This is a genomic window from Sedimentibacter hydroxybenzoicus DSM 7310, assembly GCF_013403245.1.
Taxonomy (GTDB): Bacteria; Bacillota; Clostridia; order Tissierellales; family Sedimentibacteraceae; genus Sedimentibacter; species Sedimentibacter hydroxybenzoicus.
Map to the genome: position 1 here is coordinate 123,872 of NZ_JACBNQ010000004.1, position 17,213 is coordinate 141,084.

Below are 17,213 nucleotides of genomic sequence, written 5' to 3' on the forward strand. Positions count from 1 at the left end.
GTAGTCCTACACCACAACAAACGAAAAATGACATATATTATAAAGTAAAATTAAACATTTGTCAATGAGAAAGTTTTACAGATAAAAGTCAAAAGGCGAATTGGACATAAAAGAAATTTTAGCACTGTTTAACGTAATATTGAATAGATAACAGAACAAATAAGTTTACATTATATAGGCAGCACAGGATGGTATGTAAATATGGGTTCAACTCCCATTGCTGCAAGGGGTTCTATATGGGCTACTAATAAAAATACATTGGAGGAAATTAAATGGAGAATATTGTTATTAATGGAGTAGAGGTTTCAGAGGTTAGAGGGATTAGTATTGAAGACCTTTACAAGGTGTATCAAGAGGCTGTAGAAGAAGATATTCCTTATTATGTAGAAGCGAACTGTCTGGTTCAGTTTGATACTGAATATAAGCCACTTGAAGCCTATCTTTGTATCTCTCGTGAGGGGGATGAATGTTGGTCTTATGTAGATTTTCCATTCACATGGAAAAATGGATGGACTGAAAAAATGTACTATGCCATAAAGATAAACCTCTTAGAAAGTGAAGTTACGGTACAATCTGAATTTTTGGAGGGTTATCCTTATGATAGGTTAGGTGAGCCACTTGTAGGCATCACAGATGAAGAAGTTGAAGAGTGGGAAGAGGGAGTTGCAAAATACAGAGAAGAATACGCTCAAAGTATAGAATTTAGGTTTTTTGAGGAAATTGTAGAAGAACTGATAGAGGGTTAACCCTCTTTTAGCAGGGGCATGGGTGCTAAGTGGAAAATTCATTTATAGGGGTTCAATTCCCCTATCCTGTATACCCTACGGGGTTTCCATAAACAGAGAAAGGAGGAAGTCTTTTATATGATTAAAGAAAATAGTTTATTTTTTGCAACAGATTTTCCACAAGAGCAGATTTTTATTTTGGCTGTGATTGGTGAATCAGTACCAAATTTAAGTTATGATGAGGTACAATTAACCTTTTATACAGGTTATCAAGGTACGGGTAAAATGATTTGGTTTGATACGTTTATCGTAGAAGATTATATATTAGAGGACAGAGAAGATTTACAAGAGATAGTTGAGAACTATTTTGAAAAAGATGAAACTTTGAGTATGGCAAAAAGAGCATTAGAGGAAAGATAATAGTTTTGAAAAATAGATAACAATAAAATCTCATTTGGATTTTGCTATAGGCATATCAAAAATTGCTGTGTCAGAACTGACACAGTATATTTTTTTCTCTTTTTTCATCTTAATTATTTATATGAAAATAAAAACTTATTTATCGTTCTTTAATCCGTAAAAATATGAAAAAATTATCCCTTGCTTAAAGAAAATATAGGATTGGACATATATAAAATTAGTTTTGGCTGATACGAACAATTTGAGTGACATAAAGATAAATTCCCTGCAGTTAGATTTATTCTAACTTAGAGGGGGTGAAAAAGTTATGAAGTCAAGTATCAGCATATTTTTTGAAGTGCCTGAAATGGTATACAAAATTTTGGACATGGTAGCAGAGCAAGACAATAATGTGAAATTGTATTGTATGGGTGGAAATGAAATCTTACTGGCAGGCAATCTACCAGAGGTTGAGGATTGTGAGGATGAAGATGAGGATTGGGAAGATATAGAAGATGAAGATGAGGGTGATTTAGAGTTATTTAAGAAAAATGTAAAGTGGGAAGATTTAGATTTAGATTTTGAGGATGATAGTTGGTGGAATAAAGATTTACCATTTTAAAGGGGGTGTAGCAAATGTCAGTTAATTTGGTTCCTGCTGTGATTGCAGTTAAGGCAGGTAAAGACAAGGCGGGTCAAAATGCTATTGTGCATCAAGTGGCACAGATAACAACAAAGTGCTGCTATTACAATGTTGAGATTGTAGAAGGGTTTGTCAGTTTTGGAGGGTTAAAGGATATTAAAAAAGAAGCCATAAAGATTTTTGAGAAAAAGGCATACAGGTATTTAATGATTTATTCTCCTACACAGTTTACTCAAAATGAAAAAGAGTACAGGGAGTTTGTAGAGGAATTAGAGCAGTTTTATAACATTCACGTTAAGCAGTTAAGACCTTAACGCAATTTTCTCAGGTGGGCTGGTTTCAGACCTTCCCAAAATCCTATAGATTTTGGCACACTTTTAAATGGCGGTTTTAAGTGTCGGAAAAATGCCTTGCATTTTCCGACCGCCTATTTTTTCTATGTTTTGGGTATTAAAAAATACTGTTTTCATGAAAAAAAGGGTCAAAAGTGGCCTAAGTGTCAGAAAAAAATCTTCCCAAAAGGGGGATTTTGGGAAGGTCATTTTAAAAAATTCAGTGTATTGAGATTTGGGGGCACTGAATTTCAAAATTAGGTGCATTGATTTTGTGGGATAAAAACAGCATACGAAAACATTCCCAAAATCGGGGATTTTGGGAAGATTGAAGGTGGTTATATGATATGGGCTTATGTGCTTGAAAATATGGGCTTAGAGGACAATAGGAGCAATCAGAATATATTTTTACTCATAAATGATTTACAGATACCAGATGATAACAGATATTTTGATACCAATTTAGATAGGCCAGAACTTGAAAGTTTGTTACAAGCCTTGCAATCAGAGGATAGATTGGCTATCAGGTCTGTTTTGGATTTAGCAGATAGTCTAAGTGATTTAATAAGTGTATTTCAAAAACTTACAGGAAAGCAGATAACACTATGTTCCTGTGAAGAAGATTATTTGTGCGGGACTGACTATTTGGACACGCTGACTGATTTTACACAGTTGTATGTAGATTTTGAGAAGAAAAAACAGGAGCAGTCTTATAAAAAAGCAGTTGAGGATGGCACTGTTGGCAGACCTACAAAGAGCAAAGAAGTAGAACAAGCAGTATCTATGTATCAAAGTGGAAAATATAAGGTCAATCAGATTGAGAGCCTTACAGGGGTAAGCAAGTCCACTCTATACAGATATTTAAAGAACGAGAAGTAAACAGATTTTAAGGGGGTATATCAATTATGATATTTTTATTTAAGGATTACAGGAGAAAACTTTCAGGGTTATTAAATGAGTTATCTTCTCCAAAAGAATTGATATTGGTTGAGCAGGAAAACAAGGAGTATCAACTTCACGTTGAACAGGACTATTTGCATTTGGTAGATTACAACGTAAATATTTATAGTGGGGTTTTCAGCAATTACACTTATACAGGGGAGTACGAACCTGACACAGCATCCTATTTTGGACATTACATTTTTTATGATAATAACACAGGGAAAAGGGTCTTTGAAAGAAGATGTCTGGACTTGAAAGAGTGCATTGAAGTGTATCTGACCATTGGCTTGGAGGGTGAGTATGAGAAACCTCAAACAGATAATATCAGGTGCAAATATTTTTTTGACAATGGGAAATTTTTAAGGGAAAAAGTGATACCTATGTCCTGCATTGAAAGCTGGGGAAAATTTGAGGTTTGGGAGCAGTAAAAATATCACTGCGTTAAATATAGAGAATAAGAAAAATGTTGCCGGTAGCAGACCTTTAAATCTGCTATCAGCAATAAACGCAAAGTGAGTATGTAGTTTAAGGAAATTTTAGATTTTAGAAGGGGATGAAAAATATGGCCAATAAAAAAACAAGAGCAATAGACAAACAAGAGTTTGAATTGATAATATCTACTATCCAGAAGGGATTTATCACAAATACGGGGCAAAGGATTAGACCCAATGTGAGAGTAGCTGCTACTCTTTGTTGTGAGGCCAATCTGGGGCTACGCATTGGGGATATAGTCAAGTTGAAATTATCTGATATTGTTTATGAGAGTGGCAGATACCACTTGGATATCATAGAAGAAAAGACTAGAAAAAAGAGGACATTCACTGTTCCACATGAGATTTACACCTACTTACAGGGTTACGCTTTAGAAAACAGTATAAAACCAAGGCAGAGGTTATTTGATATGACTGTAAGAGCAGTACAGAGCCATTTGAAACTTGCTACTGATTATTTGGGGTTAGAAAATGTATCTACGCATTCATTTCGCAAGTTTTTTGCTAATTCTATCTATCAGCAGGATTATAATGTTGAAATTGTAAGGACACTGCTAAATCATAGCAGTATCGCAGTTACACAGCATTATCTAAGTGTAGATACTAAACAGGTAGAACAGGCTTTACAAAAGCATATTGTTTTACCAGCATAAATCAAAGAGCAGATAGAATTGAACACTATCTGTTCTTTTTTATTTTTCAAGAGGTCTATTAAAAAAAGAAATACACATAAAAAACGAAGTGTAGGACAGTTGCAGGGAAAATACACAACATATAACAGTCAAAAAACCTTACATAAATTAACACAGTTACCAGTACAGAAGTACAGGTTTGAGAAAATCGAGTATTTTTGTAAGGTGTGATAGTGGTTGGGTAAAGATATAGAAACGGCTAAATATAAAGAAAATGCCGCATTTGAACGTTGTGTGGATTTTATGGCAAGAATGATAGAAAAGTATGGTCATGAAATTACAGAATTTGAAACTGAAAATTATAATAGAAAAGCTTCTTAATTATTGAAAAGAACTCGTTTAGGGTTCTTTTTATCTTTATATATACTTTCTAATTAAAATACGATATAATGGTTGGGACAATAAATTACACTTGAATAGATTATATAAAGGGAGTTGACATAGATGAAAAAGAGGTGTTACATATACACAAGAGTTTCAACGGAAATGCAGGTTGATGGGTATAGCTTAGATGCCCAAAAGGAAAAATTAACAAAGTATGCAGAATATCAGGAAATGGTTATTATGGGTGAATACTCTGATGCAGGTTCAGGAAAAAATTTATCAGGAAGACCGGATTTTTTGAGGATGCTTACAGATATAGAACAAGGTAAAGATAAAGTTGATTTTGTTTTAGTTTTTAAACTTTCAAGGTTTGGGCGTAATGCTGCTGATGTTTTAAGTTCCCTACAACTTATGCAAGATTATGGGGTGAACTTGGTTTGTACGGAAGACGGTATTGATAGTAGTAAAGATAGTGGTAAACTTATGATATCCGTTTTGTCCGCAGTCGCAGAAATTGAGAGGGAAAATATCCTTGTTCAGACAATGGCAGGTCGTAGAGAGAAAGCAAGGGTGGGAGAATGGAATGGGGGGTTTGCACCATACGGATATGATTTAATAGATGGTAAGTTGACCATAGCAGAGGAAGAAGCAAAAGTGATTGAAATTATTTATAAGCAATTCACTACTACCAATATGGGTATAAATGCAGTAGCATCATATTTAAATAATAATGGGTACAAGAAGAAAAAAAGACAAAACGGTACTCTTGATGCCTTTTCTGCTTCTTTTGTGAAGTCAATTTTAGATAATCCTGTATATATGGGTAAGATTGCTTATGGAAGAAGAAAAAATGAAAAAATACAAGGTGAACGCAATAGATTTCATATTGTAAAACAAAGTGAGTATCCTGTTTATGATGGAGTTCACAAAGCCATAGTATCGGAAGAAATATGGAACACAGCACAGGCGAAGAGAAAGCAAACAGGATTTAAATATGAAAAGAAATATAGTTTGGACCATGCTAATATTTTATCTGGAATTTTAAAGTGTCCTTCTTGTGGTGCTGCTATGTATGGGAATGTAAACAGAAAGAAAAAAGAAGATGGCACTTATTATAGGGATTACTTTTACTATGCTTGTAAACATAGGATGAGGATTAATGGGCATCAATGTGATTATAAGAAACAATGGGGTCAAGCCAAAATAGATGATGCTGTTGCAGAAGTTATTATGGGGTTAGTTAAAAATCCTAAATTTGAGCAAGCAATAAGAGATAAAATCAATTCAAAGATTGATACACAGGAGTTAGAATTAGAGTTAGAAAGTCTTAGAAAATCACATCGTCAAGCAGAAATGGCAAAATCTAAATTAGAGCAACAAATTGATACCTTAGATATTACGGACTCCTTGTATGATAGGAAATATGAAGATATGCAAAACCGTCTATACCAACTCTATGAAAGGATAGATTCTATTGAAATAGAGATAGAAGAAATTAAAACACGAATTCAGAATATTAACTTAGATAAACTTAATGCCGATAGCATTTACAACATTTTAAGAGTATTTGACCAGCTGTATGATAAATTTACAGATTTTGAGAGACAAGAGTTTATAAAGAGTTTTGTTGAGAAAATTGAAATTTATCCAGAAACACAAGAAGATGGACGTATTTTGAAGAACATAAAGTTTAGGTTTCCGGTCTTTTTTAATGGTAGTGAGGTTAACGAAATTAGTTGGGACTCAGAGAGTACAGTCGAGTGCGTGATTCTGATGCAGCGTTGTGGTATAGAGGGGAAAAGTTAGAGCTTTACCACTATATATTGTATTTTAGGACAAAAAACGTCTAAAATATGTGTTTAGAATAAAATAAGAATAACTACACCTTGAAGAATTTAAGAGTTTGGAAGAGGGTTTTCCAGATCAAATCTGCAAAATATGAGGGCATTTTATTTAAACTATTCAATTTGCCAGACACTGTCTGGCAAATTGAATTGGTCTCATTATTGCGAGCTATTAAGCATTTCAGACAAAGATAAACGCAGCTTTTATGAAAAAGAAGCAATGAACTCAAACTGGTCAGTAAGAGAATTGAAAAGACAAATAAATACTTCTTTATACGAAAGGTTATTGCTTTCAAAAGGTGATATTAATAAACAGGAGGTATTAAATTTAGCGACTAAGGGAATTGAGTTAGCTAAACCATCTGATATGATTAAAGATTCATATGTGTTTGAGTTTTTGGGATTGCCGGAGAATAAGCCTGTTATGGAAAGTGATTTAGAAAAAGTACTTACAGAACAGATTGAAAATTTTTTGCTTGAGTTGGGAAGAGGGTTTATGTTTGTTGGAACAGAACAACGAGTAACTATAAATAATACGCATTATTATGTTGATATGGTATTTTATAATAAGCCATTGAGATCATATGTACTAATTGAGCTAAAAACAACAAAGCTCATGCCTGAGGCAGCAGGACAGTTGAACATGTATTTGAATTATTATGAAAATGAAGTAAATGATGAAGATGATAATAAACCAATTGGAATTATTTTATGTACTGATAAGGATGCATTGACTGTTGAATATGCACTAGGTGGATTATCAAATAATATATTTGCTTCAAAATATACATATTATATTCCAAATAAAGAGAAGTTAATTGCTGAGGTTGAGAAGATTGTGAGGAAGTGGAATTACTAAGGAACAAATGGAAAATGGAGTGAAGTATAAAATGTCATTAAAAATGCAAATTTTCTTAGAAATATACCCTGCCACCAAGGGGATACCAGGTTCTGCGATCATCAAAATTGCAGCAACAAAGCATGTGGAGACAGTTTTAAAAAAATCAGTATAAATAAAGTAGGTATTGAAAGTACAGCAAGATAAGGATTAATATTTCTTACCTTGCTTTTTAATTTTTCTTGTTGCAGAAATTTATAAATTATTATAAATCAAGCGTTTTTGGATTTCCGTTCCCTTATTTTTATAAACATTGATACCATAGGCTTATACCAAAACGGCTCCATACGCTTCTTAACGCTTTGAAGCGATTGAATTATGGGAATTTGTTGTGGACAATGCTTTTCGCATTTCCCGCATTTTCTACACTGGCTTGCGGCGTAGTTTTTGCTGGGGTCTGTTGCACCCGTACTTGTCATGTACTGATTGAAGCCGCTAAACCGTCCAACCGCATAGGACATATTATAAGCCGCAAAGCAACCTGGAATATTGACTTTGTGCGGACAGGGCATACAGTAGTTGCAGCCCGTACAGGGGATTTTATATGAATTGTTAAATGCCTCGACAACCAATTGGAAAACCGCCGTTTCCGCTTCTGTCAGCATATTCGGGACAGCGCAACTTGCGATTTTCAGATTTTCTTCCAACTGTGCGGCGGCGTTCATACCCGAAAGTACCACCGTAATTTCGGGCTGATTCCATAGCCAGCGAAATGCCCATTCAGCAGGGGAACAGGAATGATTGGCGTTCCTGAATATTTTTTGTGCCTTTTGGGGTAGGCTGTTTGCCAATGACCCACCGAGCAACGGCTCCATGATGATAACGGGAAGCCCTTTATCAGCAGCGCGTTTCAATCCGGCAGCGCCCGCCTGATATTCGGTATTGATGTAGTTGTATTGGATTTGGCAAAAATCCCAATCATATAAATCCAGCAAAGCCATAAATTCCTTTTGCGCACCATGAAAAGAAAATCCAATCTGCCGGATTTGTCCGATGTCCTTTTTCGTACTAAGCCAGCTTTCAATACCCATATCGCAAAGCCTCTTCCATAGCTTTGTATCGGAAAGGTTGTGCATAAGGTAATAATCAAAATGATCTGTGTGCAGACGGTCGAGTTGCTCGTTAAATAACGTGTCAAAATCTTCCGGACTTTGGCATTTTCCAAGTGGTAACTTCGTTGCAAGATAAATTTGGTCGCGGATTTCATTTTTGTGTATGATTTCCCCCAACGCCTCTTCGCAGCCGCCGTAAATGTATGCCGTATCAAAGTAGTTAATTCCGTGCTCTACGGCACCTATAATCAGCTCTTCAGTTTTTACTATATCAATTTGTCCCCTACTGCGTGGAAAACGCATACAGCCAAAACCTAATATAGACAGTTTATTCTCGGATATTGGATCAATGCGATATTGCATAACTTCACCTCTATTCACAATTCGCCACTGTAAATATTGTATTTACATATTGGGGATTTTCAATTTCATCAAGCATTGCCGCCGCATAATCAGCATAACTGATAACCGATTTACCTTTGCTATTTTTAAGCACAATATCCAATCCAGTTTGATATTTACCAGTTCTTTCGCCTTTCCACGAATAGACGATAGCAGGTGCCATATACGTCCAATCGAAACCGATGCTGTTATTTTTCAGTGTCAAATAGGCTTGCTCTAAAACAATACAGGCTTCACGCATTTCTTCGGACTGATTATTGTCATAAAACTTTATTTGACGCATTTTATCTGTGAATAAATGTCCGGCGGCTCCGACTGTAATTAACCGTTTTCCGCTGTTTTTCAAAATGGTCTGATAATGCTCTATGACCTCTATATGTTGCTTGCGGTTGTTGTAATCTTCGTTACCGAAAGCACTTACAATTACATCAAAGGGCGCAATGTCCCCGACTGTAATGCCAAAAACATCTCTTTGTATGTACGGTACTTTTGCATTTAGACGTTCCGGTCTGCGAATAATAACCGTGCAATCCAAGTTACGGCGCAGGGCTTCATTTAAAATCATACTGCCGGATTTTCCCGTTGCGCCAATGATAGCTATTCTCATGCTTAACACTCCTTATTAATTATTCCAATTTTTTCTTTACACTTGTATTATATTGCATAACCAAAACTAAACAAGCCATAAAACTGCAATATTTTTGCCTATTCCTGCATAACACCATTGATTTTAATAATTATTTATAATATACTTGTTACTGAAAGCAGGTGGGATAATTTGAGTGAAGATATTTTAGTAGAAAAACAGGAATTGCTAAAAAGGCTGCTTACAATGACAAAGAGTATTGCAGTAAGTGAAGGTCGCAATGAAACCGCCGCACCGTTTCTGTCCGTGTATCGGCGCAGCATAGAAAATCCTTTGACTTGCGGCATCATCACACCATCACTCTGCCTTGTAGTGAATGGTGCAAAAAGGCTACACATGGGTACGGATATTTTTGACTATACGCCCGGTGATTTTTTAGTTTCCATGATAGATATTCCAGTATCCGGTCAAGTTGCCAGCGCAACAGAGGCATCTCCATATATCGGGCTGAATATTGATTTTACAATTGATGAAATTGTGTCGATTGCCATAGAATCAAAGTCGGGGTTACAAACGGATAGAAAGCCGCTTGTGGTTGGTGCTTTTGTTGGCAAGTCCGACATAGCAATTTTAAAAATATTTATCCGTCTTTTGAAGTTGAATAGCCGCCCCAAACAAGCGGCGTTTTTATCGACACTTTACAAGCAAGAATTAATATATGAGCTACTTTCGGGCGAATACGGACACTTATTTTTCAAGTACATTATGATAGACCAACAGGCCAATGGCATTGGAAACGCTATTGTTTGGATTAAGGAAAATCTTAGTACTTCCTTTACGATTGAAAGCCTCGCCAAAGCCAACGGGATGAGTGTATCTGCCCTACAACATGGCTTTAAGACGGTTACGACAATGGGGCCGCTCAAATATCAAAAACAGCTTCGACTTCAAGAGGCTCGACGTCTCATGCTGAATAATTCGTTTGACGCAACAACGGCGGCGCTAAAAGTGGGATACGAAAGCCCCTCACAATTTAGCCGGGAATATCGGCGTTTGTTTGGTCTGCCGCCGCTTCAAGATATAAAGGCACTTCGTAATAACGCCTAACCACATGGGGTATAGGATTAAAATTCTCCCTTTCTGCTAAACGGCGTTACGCCTCATGCTGCGTCATGTCGCTCGCTACCGCTCCATTTCCTTGTTTTTTTCGCACTAAAAGTGATGCAAAAGATGGCTTTTTAGTAGGATAGATAATATTTTATAAATCACAAATTAGAGAGAAATAAAGCCGGAGAAATATGGTGGATTTATATCATATATTCTCCGGCTTTAATAGCTTTATATTCTTTATTGCAAGAGGGATTTTATTCGAATGAAAAAGGAGCCTTTCTATCATCTGATTGGCTTATTCATAAAATTCAAGTATAAGTAATTGCGAAACAAAAATAAAAAAAAGAAACAAAGCAAAAAAAACCTGCTATCGTCCTGCATCTTCTTTCATCATGGCGTAGGTCAAAAAAATGTGCGCCAGCTCTTGGAAATCATCGTAATTTACATTATACAGTTCTCTTATGCGTTGAATTCGATAGTTAATGGTATTCTTGTGCAAAAACAGTTCTACACTCGCTTTTGCTATGCTTCTATTGTGTTTAATATAAGCATAGAGAGTGCTGCTGAAATCTGTAGCGTTTATTCGGTCATATTCCGCAAGCTCAAGCACAACAGGATGATATAAAAACCGGCAGGATGGAAGTCTGCACAACGAGTTTACAATGTCATCCATCGCAAATCTCTGGTAATCAAAAACACGAAAACTAGAATTGCATTTCTTTCCGTATAGCAGCGCATTTTTTGCTTGGTTGTAATAATGCTGTAAATCAAACATATCTGAAAACATACGGCTCATGCCTATGTATGTGCCGAATTGTATACAAAATTTTTCAAGCTCTACCCGCGCCTTTTCATGAGCCGCCCCTTCCGACAGGGCGACAATATATTTTGCGTAAACAATGCATTTTGTATTTGATAGGCATCTTGCAAAACCATTCTTTAACTTTTGTTCTAAACCTTGATGCCCTGGTTTAGGTACCTCTATCAGCATGATTTGTAGATTATCTGCCGCTTCCCATCTGTGCTTGCGCATCCGCATTTCCAATTCATTCCGAGTTTCAATACGCCCATCCAACAAATCGCAAATTATCTGGTCAAACATAGCTTTAGTTCCCGGCGGATACACCGGAAATTTTTCAATTTGAACTGATAATAGCTTTGCCATGGTTCGTATTACATCCAAATCCCCTTCACTTACGGCTCGCTCGTATTCCATGACCTGAAAAACTCCCATATAAACACAGTTGCAAAATATTGAGCAAAAACAGAAGTTATAGCCATCCACTGGTAGCTTCAGAATATCTTTTCTGTTTGTTATTGTTGAGTGTACTTCATAAAACGATTCGTTATAATTGTCTATGCTATATTCTCCGGTGTCAACAAGCTCTCTCCACTGCGGCATAGATATACCCTTCGGTTCCCTCACCGCTATTAAGTTCTGCTTGTAGTCCGCAAACAGAATAGGGTTTCCCAAATGCCCATAGGCAATATCCATGAGAGTCTCGGTACTTTCGTTTTCGCTTATCAATCCGTACATGGCAAGACAGGTATCCTCGGCGCGCTGCTTGTCATCCCACCAATCGAACAGCTTGTCAAAAACCTCACGGAGCGAAAGCTCCGTTTCTATGTAAATACTGTTTTTCTTCGGCACAACAGCAGATGCATCATTACAAAGAACAACTGCGCCATCGCAGGATAAATCCTCTCTGTTTTCGCATATAAAAAGAGTGCTGTGACACATATGCGAAGACAGCGGCAAAGCCATTTCTATTCTCAAAAAAGATTTGCTGTCAAATGAGCCTGTGTATTTGTAATTGCTTTTCAAGTATTGCGCTATTTCTGAACTTTTCATATTGTCTCCTTTCTTGCGTCAAAATTACTTTGTTTTTGCACATGTGATGCCATCACATATAGTATATCATAAAAATGTATTTGTGTCCCATTTTCATACTGAAGATTTTTCGTTAAAATATAAACAAGCAATCAAAAAGAGTGAAGAAAGTGCGTAATAATCGAAGAATGAAATGAAAGGATGAAAAAAATGGTAAAAAAAACGGTAAAAACAGTTAACTATGCAATTGAGCAATTCATTGACTTTTCCCCTCCAATGCCAATGTCAACAGATGAATATGTGGAGCTTGCAAACAAGTACCTTCTGCCTGCTCAGGAGAGGCTTGGCTTCAGAGTCATAGGCGCATGGGAATATGACTCCTCCCGCCTTTCAAGCATCTACCAGATACTTGGTTTTGAATCCCTTGAGGACATTGCCCGCTTCGAGAAGCTCCGCAAGGAGGACGCCGACTTTGCGGCATTTGAAACAAGAGTTGAGGAGCTTGCCCCTGAAAAGCAGGAGCACATTTTAAAGGTCGCTCTTGACAACTCCATCGCATATTCCACCGAACCCCATGGTGTCTATTCCATGGCTTTTCTTGATGCACACGCCGGGAAGCTGCAGACAGTAGTGGATATGGCTTTGGAATCATCTGCTGTGGAGATTAACAACAGCAGAATAACCTTCACTGCCACACGTCTGACCGGAAAGCGTAATGTGATGCTCGACCTGTGGTACGGTCACCTTGGCAGAGAAAGAGATGGATACGCTCCATATCCCGTTGAAGGTCACGACTATATGCGCAATCAGCTGCGGGCCGTAACATACGACGAGAAGATTCTCTACATGTATCCCCTTCCGTATTCTCCATTGAAATAACGCACAGCGGTTAAAATTAAAATAAAGAGAGGTAAAACACATGGGTAACAGAGTAACAGAACTTTTTAAGATTGAAAGACCAATACTTGAAGGAGCAATGGCATACGCCTGCGACGCGAAATTGGCAAAGGCCTTCTGCGATGCCGGCGGCCTCGGTCTGCTGGGCATGAACTGCACAATAGTGGACAAAAACGAATACGATCCCATAAAAAATGCAGAGAATATGCGGGGTGAGATTCGCAAGCTCCGCAGCATGACGGACAAGCCATTTGCAGTAAATTACATTCCTCCCATGAAGGGCACAGATCCGAAAAGCAATTATTCGGGACCCTTTAAGCAGCTCATCATTGAGGAAAAGGTGCCCGTAGTCGTCATAGTCGGCGATTTTAACGACGGCATGATAGCGCCTGAAATCGAGGACTTCAAAAACGCAGGTGTGACAGTTGTTTACCGTGAGGCGTGCTGCACGGTGCAGACCTGTGTAGATGCGGTAAAAGCGGGGGCTGATGCCATTATAGTCACAGGCTGTGAAGCGGGCGGACACAACAGCAAATACAATATGAGCCTTGCCTGCATACTGCCTCAGGTAACAGACGTGTTGACAGATGTTCCCATCATAGCCGCAGGCGGCATCGTAGGCGAAAAGTCTGCAAGAGCTGCGGTAGCCATGGGCGCAGATGGTGTGTATATCGGCACAGCAATCATGGTGGCGGAAGAAGCGCGTATGCACCCGAATTTCAAGCAAGCAATCATAGATGCTCAGGGTGAGGATATCGTCACATGGAGAGCATCCACTGCCCGTATGAATACCACAAACAATTACTTGGGCAGAGTGTGCTCAGCCCTTGCGGCAGGTGGCGCTTCGCCTTATGAAATTGCTCAGCATTATACAGGCGATCACTTCATCAAGGCTATGATGCAAGGTGATGTTGAGCATGGCTGTGTTACCTTAAGCGGAGCCTGCGGAGCCATCAAGGAGATAAGATCTACCAAGGCGATTTTGGACGACATCGCCAAAGGTATGGGATATTAATTGTAGGCAGCAATCGCCGTGCAAGGCGTTCCACGGCGGCTTGTGGAACGCTATCTCACTGGACGATGCCCATGTCAAGGCAAAATGTCGTGGGCGGAAGTCTCCGCTCCAGTTCTGCAAACGAAAGAATTATAAAAGTTTCACGTTAAAGCAGGATGGGCACCGGTTCCACGACGGCGACAGGGTCACAATCATGGGCCGGGACTACAAATATTCCGCGTAACGGCCTTTGAACAAATTGCCGCCTAACTCGTGACTTTAGTCATGAGTTAGGCGGCAAGCAATTTGCTATTTAATGAAGGCTTTATTAAACTATTTTATTATTGTCTTAATTCCTGCTGATACGATCATGGCAATATGCTTAGATAAATCCTCTAGTAAAATTTTCTAATCCGTTTTGAACCACTCCTTATACGCTGTAATCAGTCCTCCTGCCACATATTCAAGAATATATTTAAGCATTTCAGGGCTGACTGTGGTTTTACTTTCTAAAGTGATGAGAGCACTTCTCTGATTACATTTTTAATTTTCTCGAACATAGTATCAATCAATGAGGAGTTGATAAGAAGAGTAAAAAAATTAATATCTTTATTGATAATCTCCGTAAAGATATTAAACATTAAATTCGGTTCCAAAATTATTTTTATAATATCTTGTTTATTTATGATACAAACAAACTCTTTAATAATATCGTCTTCGATTTCATTAATAATGCCATTGGCACCTTTATAATACACATAAAAAGTTTTTCTGTTAATATCCGCAATATCAGAGATTTCAGTTACCGTTATTTCATTTGAATTTTTTTTAGCCGCCAAAGTCATAAAAGTCATTCTAATAGTTTTTTTGTTTTTCTTACTCTTTTATCAAGCTTGGCTGGATTTTTTGCTGTATTATCCACTACTTTCCATCCCATCTGATTCATTTAATAACTTAATGCAATCATTTTTACCGATAAACGATACCTTTGGGACATATGAATCATATTTTGACCATTGATTTAGTTTGGCGAACGAATATAATTATAAATATGTAGTATAAATAAATTGTTGTATTCAATAAAAAAGGAGGATTTAGTATGATACAATTTAAGAGTAATGGTGCGACTCCACCGATAGACATGGTTGCTAACCCAAGTATAGAAAAAGGATTTACTATTTGGGTTATTGTGGTGTTTTTAGTATTCCTCGACTTCGCGGTCAATTATTTTATAAATATACTGAAATTGAGGATATGAGAGTTAAAGACTTTTATATCCTTTATTTTTCTTGCAAAAGTTTACAAATTGTAGTACAATAATACAAGAACATACATTCGATTGATATGGAAGTCTAATTCAGAGGAAATTACAAAGTAAAAATATTTAAAGAGAATAAATTTGTGTAACAGATTGTTGAACAAATTCCATGGCGAACAAACCATACGTTGATGGGTAAGTTGAATGATTTTGAGAGCTGGGGTTGGTATGCATATAAGGCTATTGAAAGAAGGGTGTATGGCTTAAATTTAAGAATACGATAAATATAAACTGGATGCTGACCGAATTTCAGATGTTTTACCTCATGCTGAAACAAATCCTGACTTTCGGTGGGTGGAGATTAACGGAGTTGTCGAGATTCATCCCGTTATATTGTGCAACCAGTCTTATGATATATTCATTAATTTTATAGAATCCAACGGCCGGTTTTTTCGGTTGAGGGTTCAAGGATATAACCGATGAGAAACAGGATGATTAGATTTTTCGGAAAGTAGAGTCATACTAATACAATATAAGAAAAATGACATTTATGTTTGATGAATTTATAATAAAAGCATAAATGTCAAGAATTGGAGACAATTAATTATGAAATCTGATGATAGAGAATCAAAAATAAAAAAACTGGAAGAGCAAAGAAATAAAGCGATTAAAAGTTTGACAGACTATAAGGAAAGTAATCTGCCTGTTTCCGCAGCTGCAGAATATTTGACATTTATTGCAGGAAGTGGTGAAAGTTTTGTTGAAGTCCGCTACCAAGATGAAAATATATGGTTGACACAAAAAATGATGGCAGAGTTATACGGGATCGGAAAAGCAGCGATATCAAAACATCTCAAAAAAGTATTTGAAGATGACGAATTGGAGGAGAATTCAGTTGTTTCCATTTTGGAAACAACTGCGAGTGACGGAAAAACATATAAAGTGAAATTCTATGCATTACAGGCAGTCATTGCTGTTGGATTCAAGATTGATAATCAAAGAGCCGTACAATTTCGCAAATGGATTATCACAATTGCAAAAGATTACACAATAAAAGGTTTTGTCATGGATGATGAACGGTTTAAACTCGGTCACAAATTAACGAATCAATATTTTGAAGAACAGCTTGTAAGAATTCGTGAAATTCGTGAATCTGAGCGTATGTTCTATCAAAAAGTTACAGATATTTATTCAACAGCCATCGATTATGACAAATCATCCAAGACGACAAAGGATTTTTTTAAAAAAGTGCAGAACAAACTACATTATGCCGTTCATCGACACACCGCAGCAGAAATAATTATGGATAGAGCAGATTCAGATCTAAAGAATATGGGATTGACCACTTGGAAAGCCGCACCGGGAGGAAAAATTCAAAAATTTGATGTTTCTATTGCAAAAAACTATCTGACGGAAAAAGAAATTGATTTTTTAAATCGCTTAGTATCAATGTATCTGGATTATGCAGAAGTACAAGCAGAGAACAACATTCCGATGACAATGGAAGATTGGGCAAATCGCGTGGATGGTTTTATAGAGTTCAACGGAAGAGATTTATTGATGGATGCAGGGAAAATATCAGCAGAACAGGCAAAACTCCATGCTGAAACACAATTTGAAAAATATCGCATTATGCAAGACCAATTGTTCAAGAGTGATTTTGATCTGTTTTTGGAAAGTTACGATGAGTAAATCTGCTTAGAAAGTATGCTTTGAGGAAATTTAAGATAATTACATTTGGTATAAGGCTGAAAATATACACTGACACCAAGGGGGTATCAGACTAAACAGTC

The 17,213-nt window shown here is 37.1% G+C and carries 19 protein-coding genes and 1 pseudogene; 16 read left to right on the top strand and 4 right to left on the bottom strand.

Features of this window, described 5'->3' with window-relative positions; translation table 11 throughout:
* Nucleotides 1–272: 272 nt before the first annotated feature.
* The 11 genes and pseudogenes from HZF24_RS06400 to HZF24_RS06450 all read left to right on the top strand — a co-directional run bounded on the left by HZF24_RS06400 (nt 273) and on the right by HZF24_RS06450 (nt 7,405).
* Nucleotides 273–746 (top strand): hypothetical protein, encoded by a 474-nt coding sequence (locus HZF24_RS06400; RefSeq protein WP_179237467.1) that lies wholly within the window; start codon nt 273–275, stop codon nt 744–746.
* A 117-nt stretch (nt 747–863) separates the two neighbouring features.
* Nucleotides 864–1,145 carry a hypothetical protein gene (locus HZF24_RS06405; RefSeq protein ID WP_179237468.1) on the top strand — a complete coding sequence of 94 codons (282 nt, stop codon included), beginning with the start codon at nt 864–866 and terminating at the stop codon, nt 1,143–1,145.
* A 307-nt stretch (nt 1,146–1,452) separates the two neighbouring features.
* On the top strand, nt 1,453–1,746 hold the full coding sequence (locus HZF24_RS06410) for a hypothetical protein (RefSeq protein WP_179237469.1): 294 nt from the start codon (nt 1,453–1,455) through the stop codon (nt 1,744–1,746).
* A gap of 14 nt (nt 1,747–1,760) precedes the next feature.
* Nucleotides 1,761–2,081, top strand: a complete 321-nt coding sequence (locus tag HZF24_RS06415) for a hypothetical protein (protein ID WP_179237470.1) — start codon at nt 1,761–1,763, stop codon at nt 2,079–2,081.
* Between the two features lie 360 nt (nt 2,082–2,441).
* Complete coding sequence (locus HZF24_RS06420) at nt 2,442–2,978, top strand: helix-turn-helix domain-containing protein (protein ID WP_179237471.1); 537 nt, start codon at nt 2,442–2,444, stop codon at nt 2,976–2,978.
* Between the two features lie 26 nt (nt 2,979–3,004).
* Nucleotides 3,005–3,469: a hypothetical protein gene (locus HZF24_RS06425; RefSeq protein ID WP_179237472.1), complete on the top strand. Its 465-nt coding sequence runs from the start codon at nt 3,005–3,007 to the stop codon at nt 3,467–3,469.
* A 134-nt stretch (nt 3,470–3,603) separates the two neighbouring features.
* The gene (locus HZF24_RS06430; protein ID WP_179237473.1) at nt 3,604–4,185 is read left to right on the top strand and encodes a tyrosine-type recombinase/integrase; all 582 of its coding nucleotides are present in this window, start codon (nt 3,604–3,606) and stop codon (nt 4,183–4,185) included.
* Between the two features lie 216 nt (nt 4,186–4,401).
* Nucleotides 4,402–4,545, top strand: coding sequence for a hypothetical protein (locus tag HZF24_RS06435; protein ID WP_179237354.1), 144 nt, complete (start codon nt 4,402–4,404; stop codon nt 4,543–4,545).
* A 123-nt stretch (nt 4,546–4,668) separates the two neighbouring features.
* Nucleotides 4,669–6,354 (top strand): recombinase family protein, encoded by a 1,686-nt coding sequence (locus HZF24_RS06440; RefSeq protein ID WP_179237474.1) that lies wholly within the window; start codon nt 4,669–4,671, stop codon nt 6,352–6,354.
* Between the two features lie 93 nt (nt 6,355–6,447).
* A pseudogene (locus HZF24_RS06445) lies at nt 6,448–7,251 on the top strand (PDDEXK nuclease domain-containing protein); the annotation flags it as partial.
* A 7-nt stretch (nt 7,252–7,258) separates the two neighbouring features.
* Entirely contained in the window at nt 7,259–7,405 is a 147-nt protein-coding gene (locus tag HZF24_RS06450; protein WP_179237476.1) for a hypothetical protein, read from the top strand.
* Nucleotides 7,406–7,502: 97 nt separating this feature from the next.
* Here HZF24_RS06450 and HZF24_RS06455 read toward each other — a convergent pair whose 3' ends face one another.
* Together HZF24_RS06455 and HZF24_RS06460 are read right to left on the bottom strand one after the other, a co-directional pair.
* A complete protein-coding gene (locus HZF24_RS06455) occupies nt 7,503–8,723 on the bottom strand; it encodes an aldo/keto reductase (protein ID WP_322790726.1) in 1,221 nt (406 codons plus the stop codon).
* Nucleotides 8,716–9,351 carry an NAD(P)-dependent oxidoreductase gene (locus tag HZF24_RS06460; protein ID WP_179237477.1) on the bottom strand — a complete coding sequence of 212 codons (636 nt, stop codon included), beginning with the start codon at nt 9,349–9,351 and terminating at the stop codon, nt 8,716–8,718. The genes HZF24_RS06455 and HZF24_RS06460 overlap by 8 nt, the downstream gene beginning before the upstream one ends.
* 171 nt (nt 9,352–9,522) lie before the next feature.
* On the opposite strand from HZF24_RS06460, the gene HZF24_RS06465 reads away from it, so the two are divergent.
* The gene (locus tag HZF24_RS06465; RefSeq protein WP_246345972.1) at nt 9,523–10,437 is read left to right on the top strand and encodes an AraC family transcriptional regulator; all 915 of its coding nucleotides are present in this window, start codon (nt 9,523–9,525) and stop codon (nt 10,435–10,437) included.
* 370 nt (nt 10,438–10,807) lie between these two features.
* On the opposite strand, the gene HZF24_RS06470 is transcribed toward HZF24_RS06465, so the two are convergent.
* Complete coding sequence (locus tag HZF24_RS06470; RefSeq protein WP_179237478.1) at nt 10,808–12,292, bottom strand: PucR family transcriptional regulator; 1,485 nt, start codon at nt 12,290–12,292, stop codon at nt 10,808–10,810.
* Between the two features lie 189 nt (nt 12,293–12,481).
* Here HZF24_RS06470 and HZF24_RS06475 point away from each other — a divergent pair, with 189 nt between their 5' ends.
* On the top strand, nt 12,482–13,150 hold the full coding sequence (locus tag HZF24_RS06475) for an NIPSNAP family protein (protein WP_179237479.1): 669 nt from the start codon (nt 12,482–12,484) through the stop codon (nt 13,148–13,150).
* Nucleotides 13,151–13,190: 40 nt separating this feature from the next.
* A complete protein-coding gene (locus HZF24_RS06480; RefSeq protein WP_179237480.1) occupies nt 13,191–14,183 on the top strand; it encodes an NAD(P)H-dependent flavin oxidoreductase in 993 nt (330 codons plus the stop codon).
* Between the two features lie 488 nt (nt 14,184–14,671).
* Here the strand turns inward: HZF24_RS06480 and HZF24_RS06485 are convergent, their stop codons facing one another.
* Nucleotides 14,672–15,016 (bottom strand): hypothetical protein, encoded by a 345-nt coding sequence (locus HZF24_RS06485; protein ID WP_179237481.1) that lies wholly within the window; start codon nt 15,014–15,016, stop codon nt 14,672–14,674.
* A gap of 245 nt (nt 15,017–15,261) precedes the next feature.
* On the opposite strand from HZF24_RS06485, the gene HZF24_RS06490 reads away from it, so the two are divergent.
* Together HZF24_RS06490 and HZF24_RS06495 are read left to right on the top strand one after the other, a co-directional pair.
* A complete protein-coding gene (locus tag HZF24_RS06490) occupies nt 15,262–15,420 on the top strand; it encodes a hypothetical protein (RefSeq protein ID WP_179237482.1) in 159 nt (52 codons plus the stop codon).
* A 606-nt stretch (nt 15,421–16,026) separates the two neighbouring features.
* Nucleotides 16,027–17,112, top strand: a complete 1,086-nt coding sequence (locus tag HZF24_RS06495; protein ID WP_179237483.1) for a virulence RhuM family protein — start codon at nt 16,027–16,029, stop codon at nt 17,110–17,112.
* Nucleotides 17,113–17,213 lie beyond the last annotated feature (101 nt).

Bases quoted from the DNA above. Each gene is read 5' to 3' on its own strand.
- HZF24_RS06400 (WP_179237467.1), top strand. From the start codon at position 273: ATGGAGAATATTGTTATTAATGGAGTAGAGGTTTCAGAGGTTAGAGGG.
- HZF24_RS06405 (WP_179237468.1), top strand. From the start codon at position 864: ATGATTAAAGAAAATAGTTTATTTTTTGCAACAGATTTTCCACAAGAG.
- HZF24_RS06410 (WP_179237469.1), top strand. From the start codon at position 1,453: ATGAAGTCAAGTATCAGCATATTTTTTGAAGTGCCTGAAATGGTATAC.
- HZF24_RS06415 (WP_179237470.1), top strand. From the start codon at position 1,761: ATGTCAGTTAATTTGGTTCCTGCTGTGATTGCAGTTAAGGCAGGTAAA.
- HZF24_RS06420 (WP_179237471.1), top strand. From the start codon at position 2,442: ATGATATGGGCTTATGTGCTTGAAAATATGGGCTTAGAGGACAATAGG.
- HZF24_RS06425 (WP_179237472.1), top strand. From the start codon at position 3,005: ATGATATTTTTATTTAAGGATTACAGGAGAAAACTTTCAGGGTTATTA.
- HZF24_RS06430 (WP_179237473.1), top strand. From the start codon at position 3,604: ATGGCCAATAAAAAAACAAGAGCAATAGACAAACAAGAGTTTGAATTG.
- HZF24_RS06440 (WP_179237474.1), top strand. From the start codon at position 4,669: ATGAAAAAGAGGTGTTACATATACACAAGAGTTTCAACGGAAATGCAG.
- HZF24_RS06450 (WP_179237476.1), top strand. From the start codon at position 7,259: ATGGAAAATGGAGTGAAGTATAAAATGTCATTAAAAATGCAAATTTTC.
- HZF24_RS06460 (WP_179237477.1), bottom strand. From the start codon at position 9,351: ATGAGAATAGCTATCATTGGCGCAACGGGAAAATCCGGCAGTATGATT.
- HZF24_RS06470 (WP_179237478.1), bottom strand. From the start codon at position 12,292: ATGAAAAGTTCAGAAATAGCGCAATACTTGAAAAGCAATTACAAATAC.
- HZF24_RS06475 (WP_179237479.1), top strand. From the start codon at position 12,482: ATGGTAAAAAAAACGGTAAAAACAGTTAACTATGCAATTGAGCAATTC.
- HZF24_RS06480 (WP_179237480.1), top strand. From the start codon at position 13,191: ATGGGTAACAGAGTAACAGAACTTTTTAAGATTGAAAGACCAATACTT.
- HZF24_RS06485 (WP_179237481.1), bottom strand. From the start codon at position 15,016: ATGACTTTTATGACTTTGGCGGCTAAAAAAAATTCAAATGAAATAACG.
- HZF24_RS06490 (WP_179237482.1), top strand. From the start codon at position 15,262: ATGATACAATTTAAGAGTAATGGTGCGACTCCACCGATAGACATGGTT.
- HZF24_RS06495 (WP_179237483.1), top strand. From the start codon at position 16,027: ATGAAATCTGATGATAGAGAATCAAAAATAAAAAAACTGGAAGAGCAA.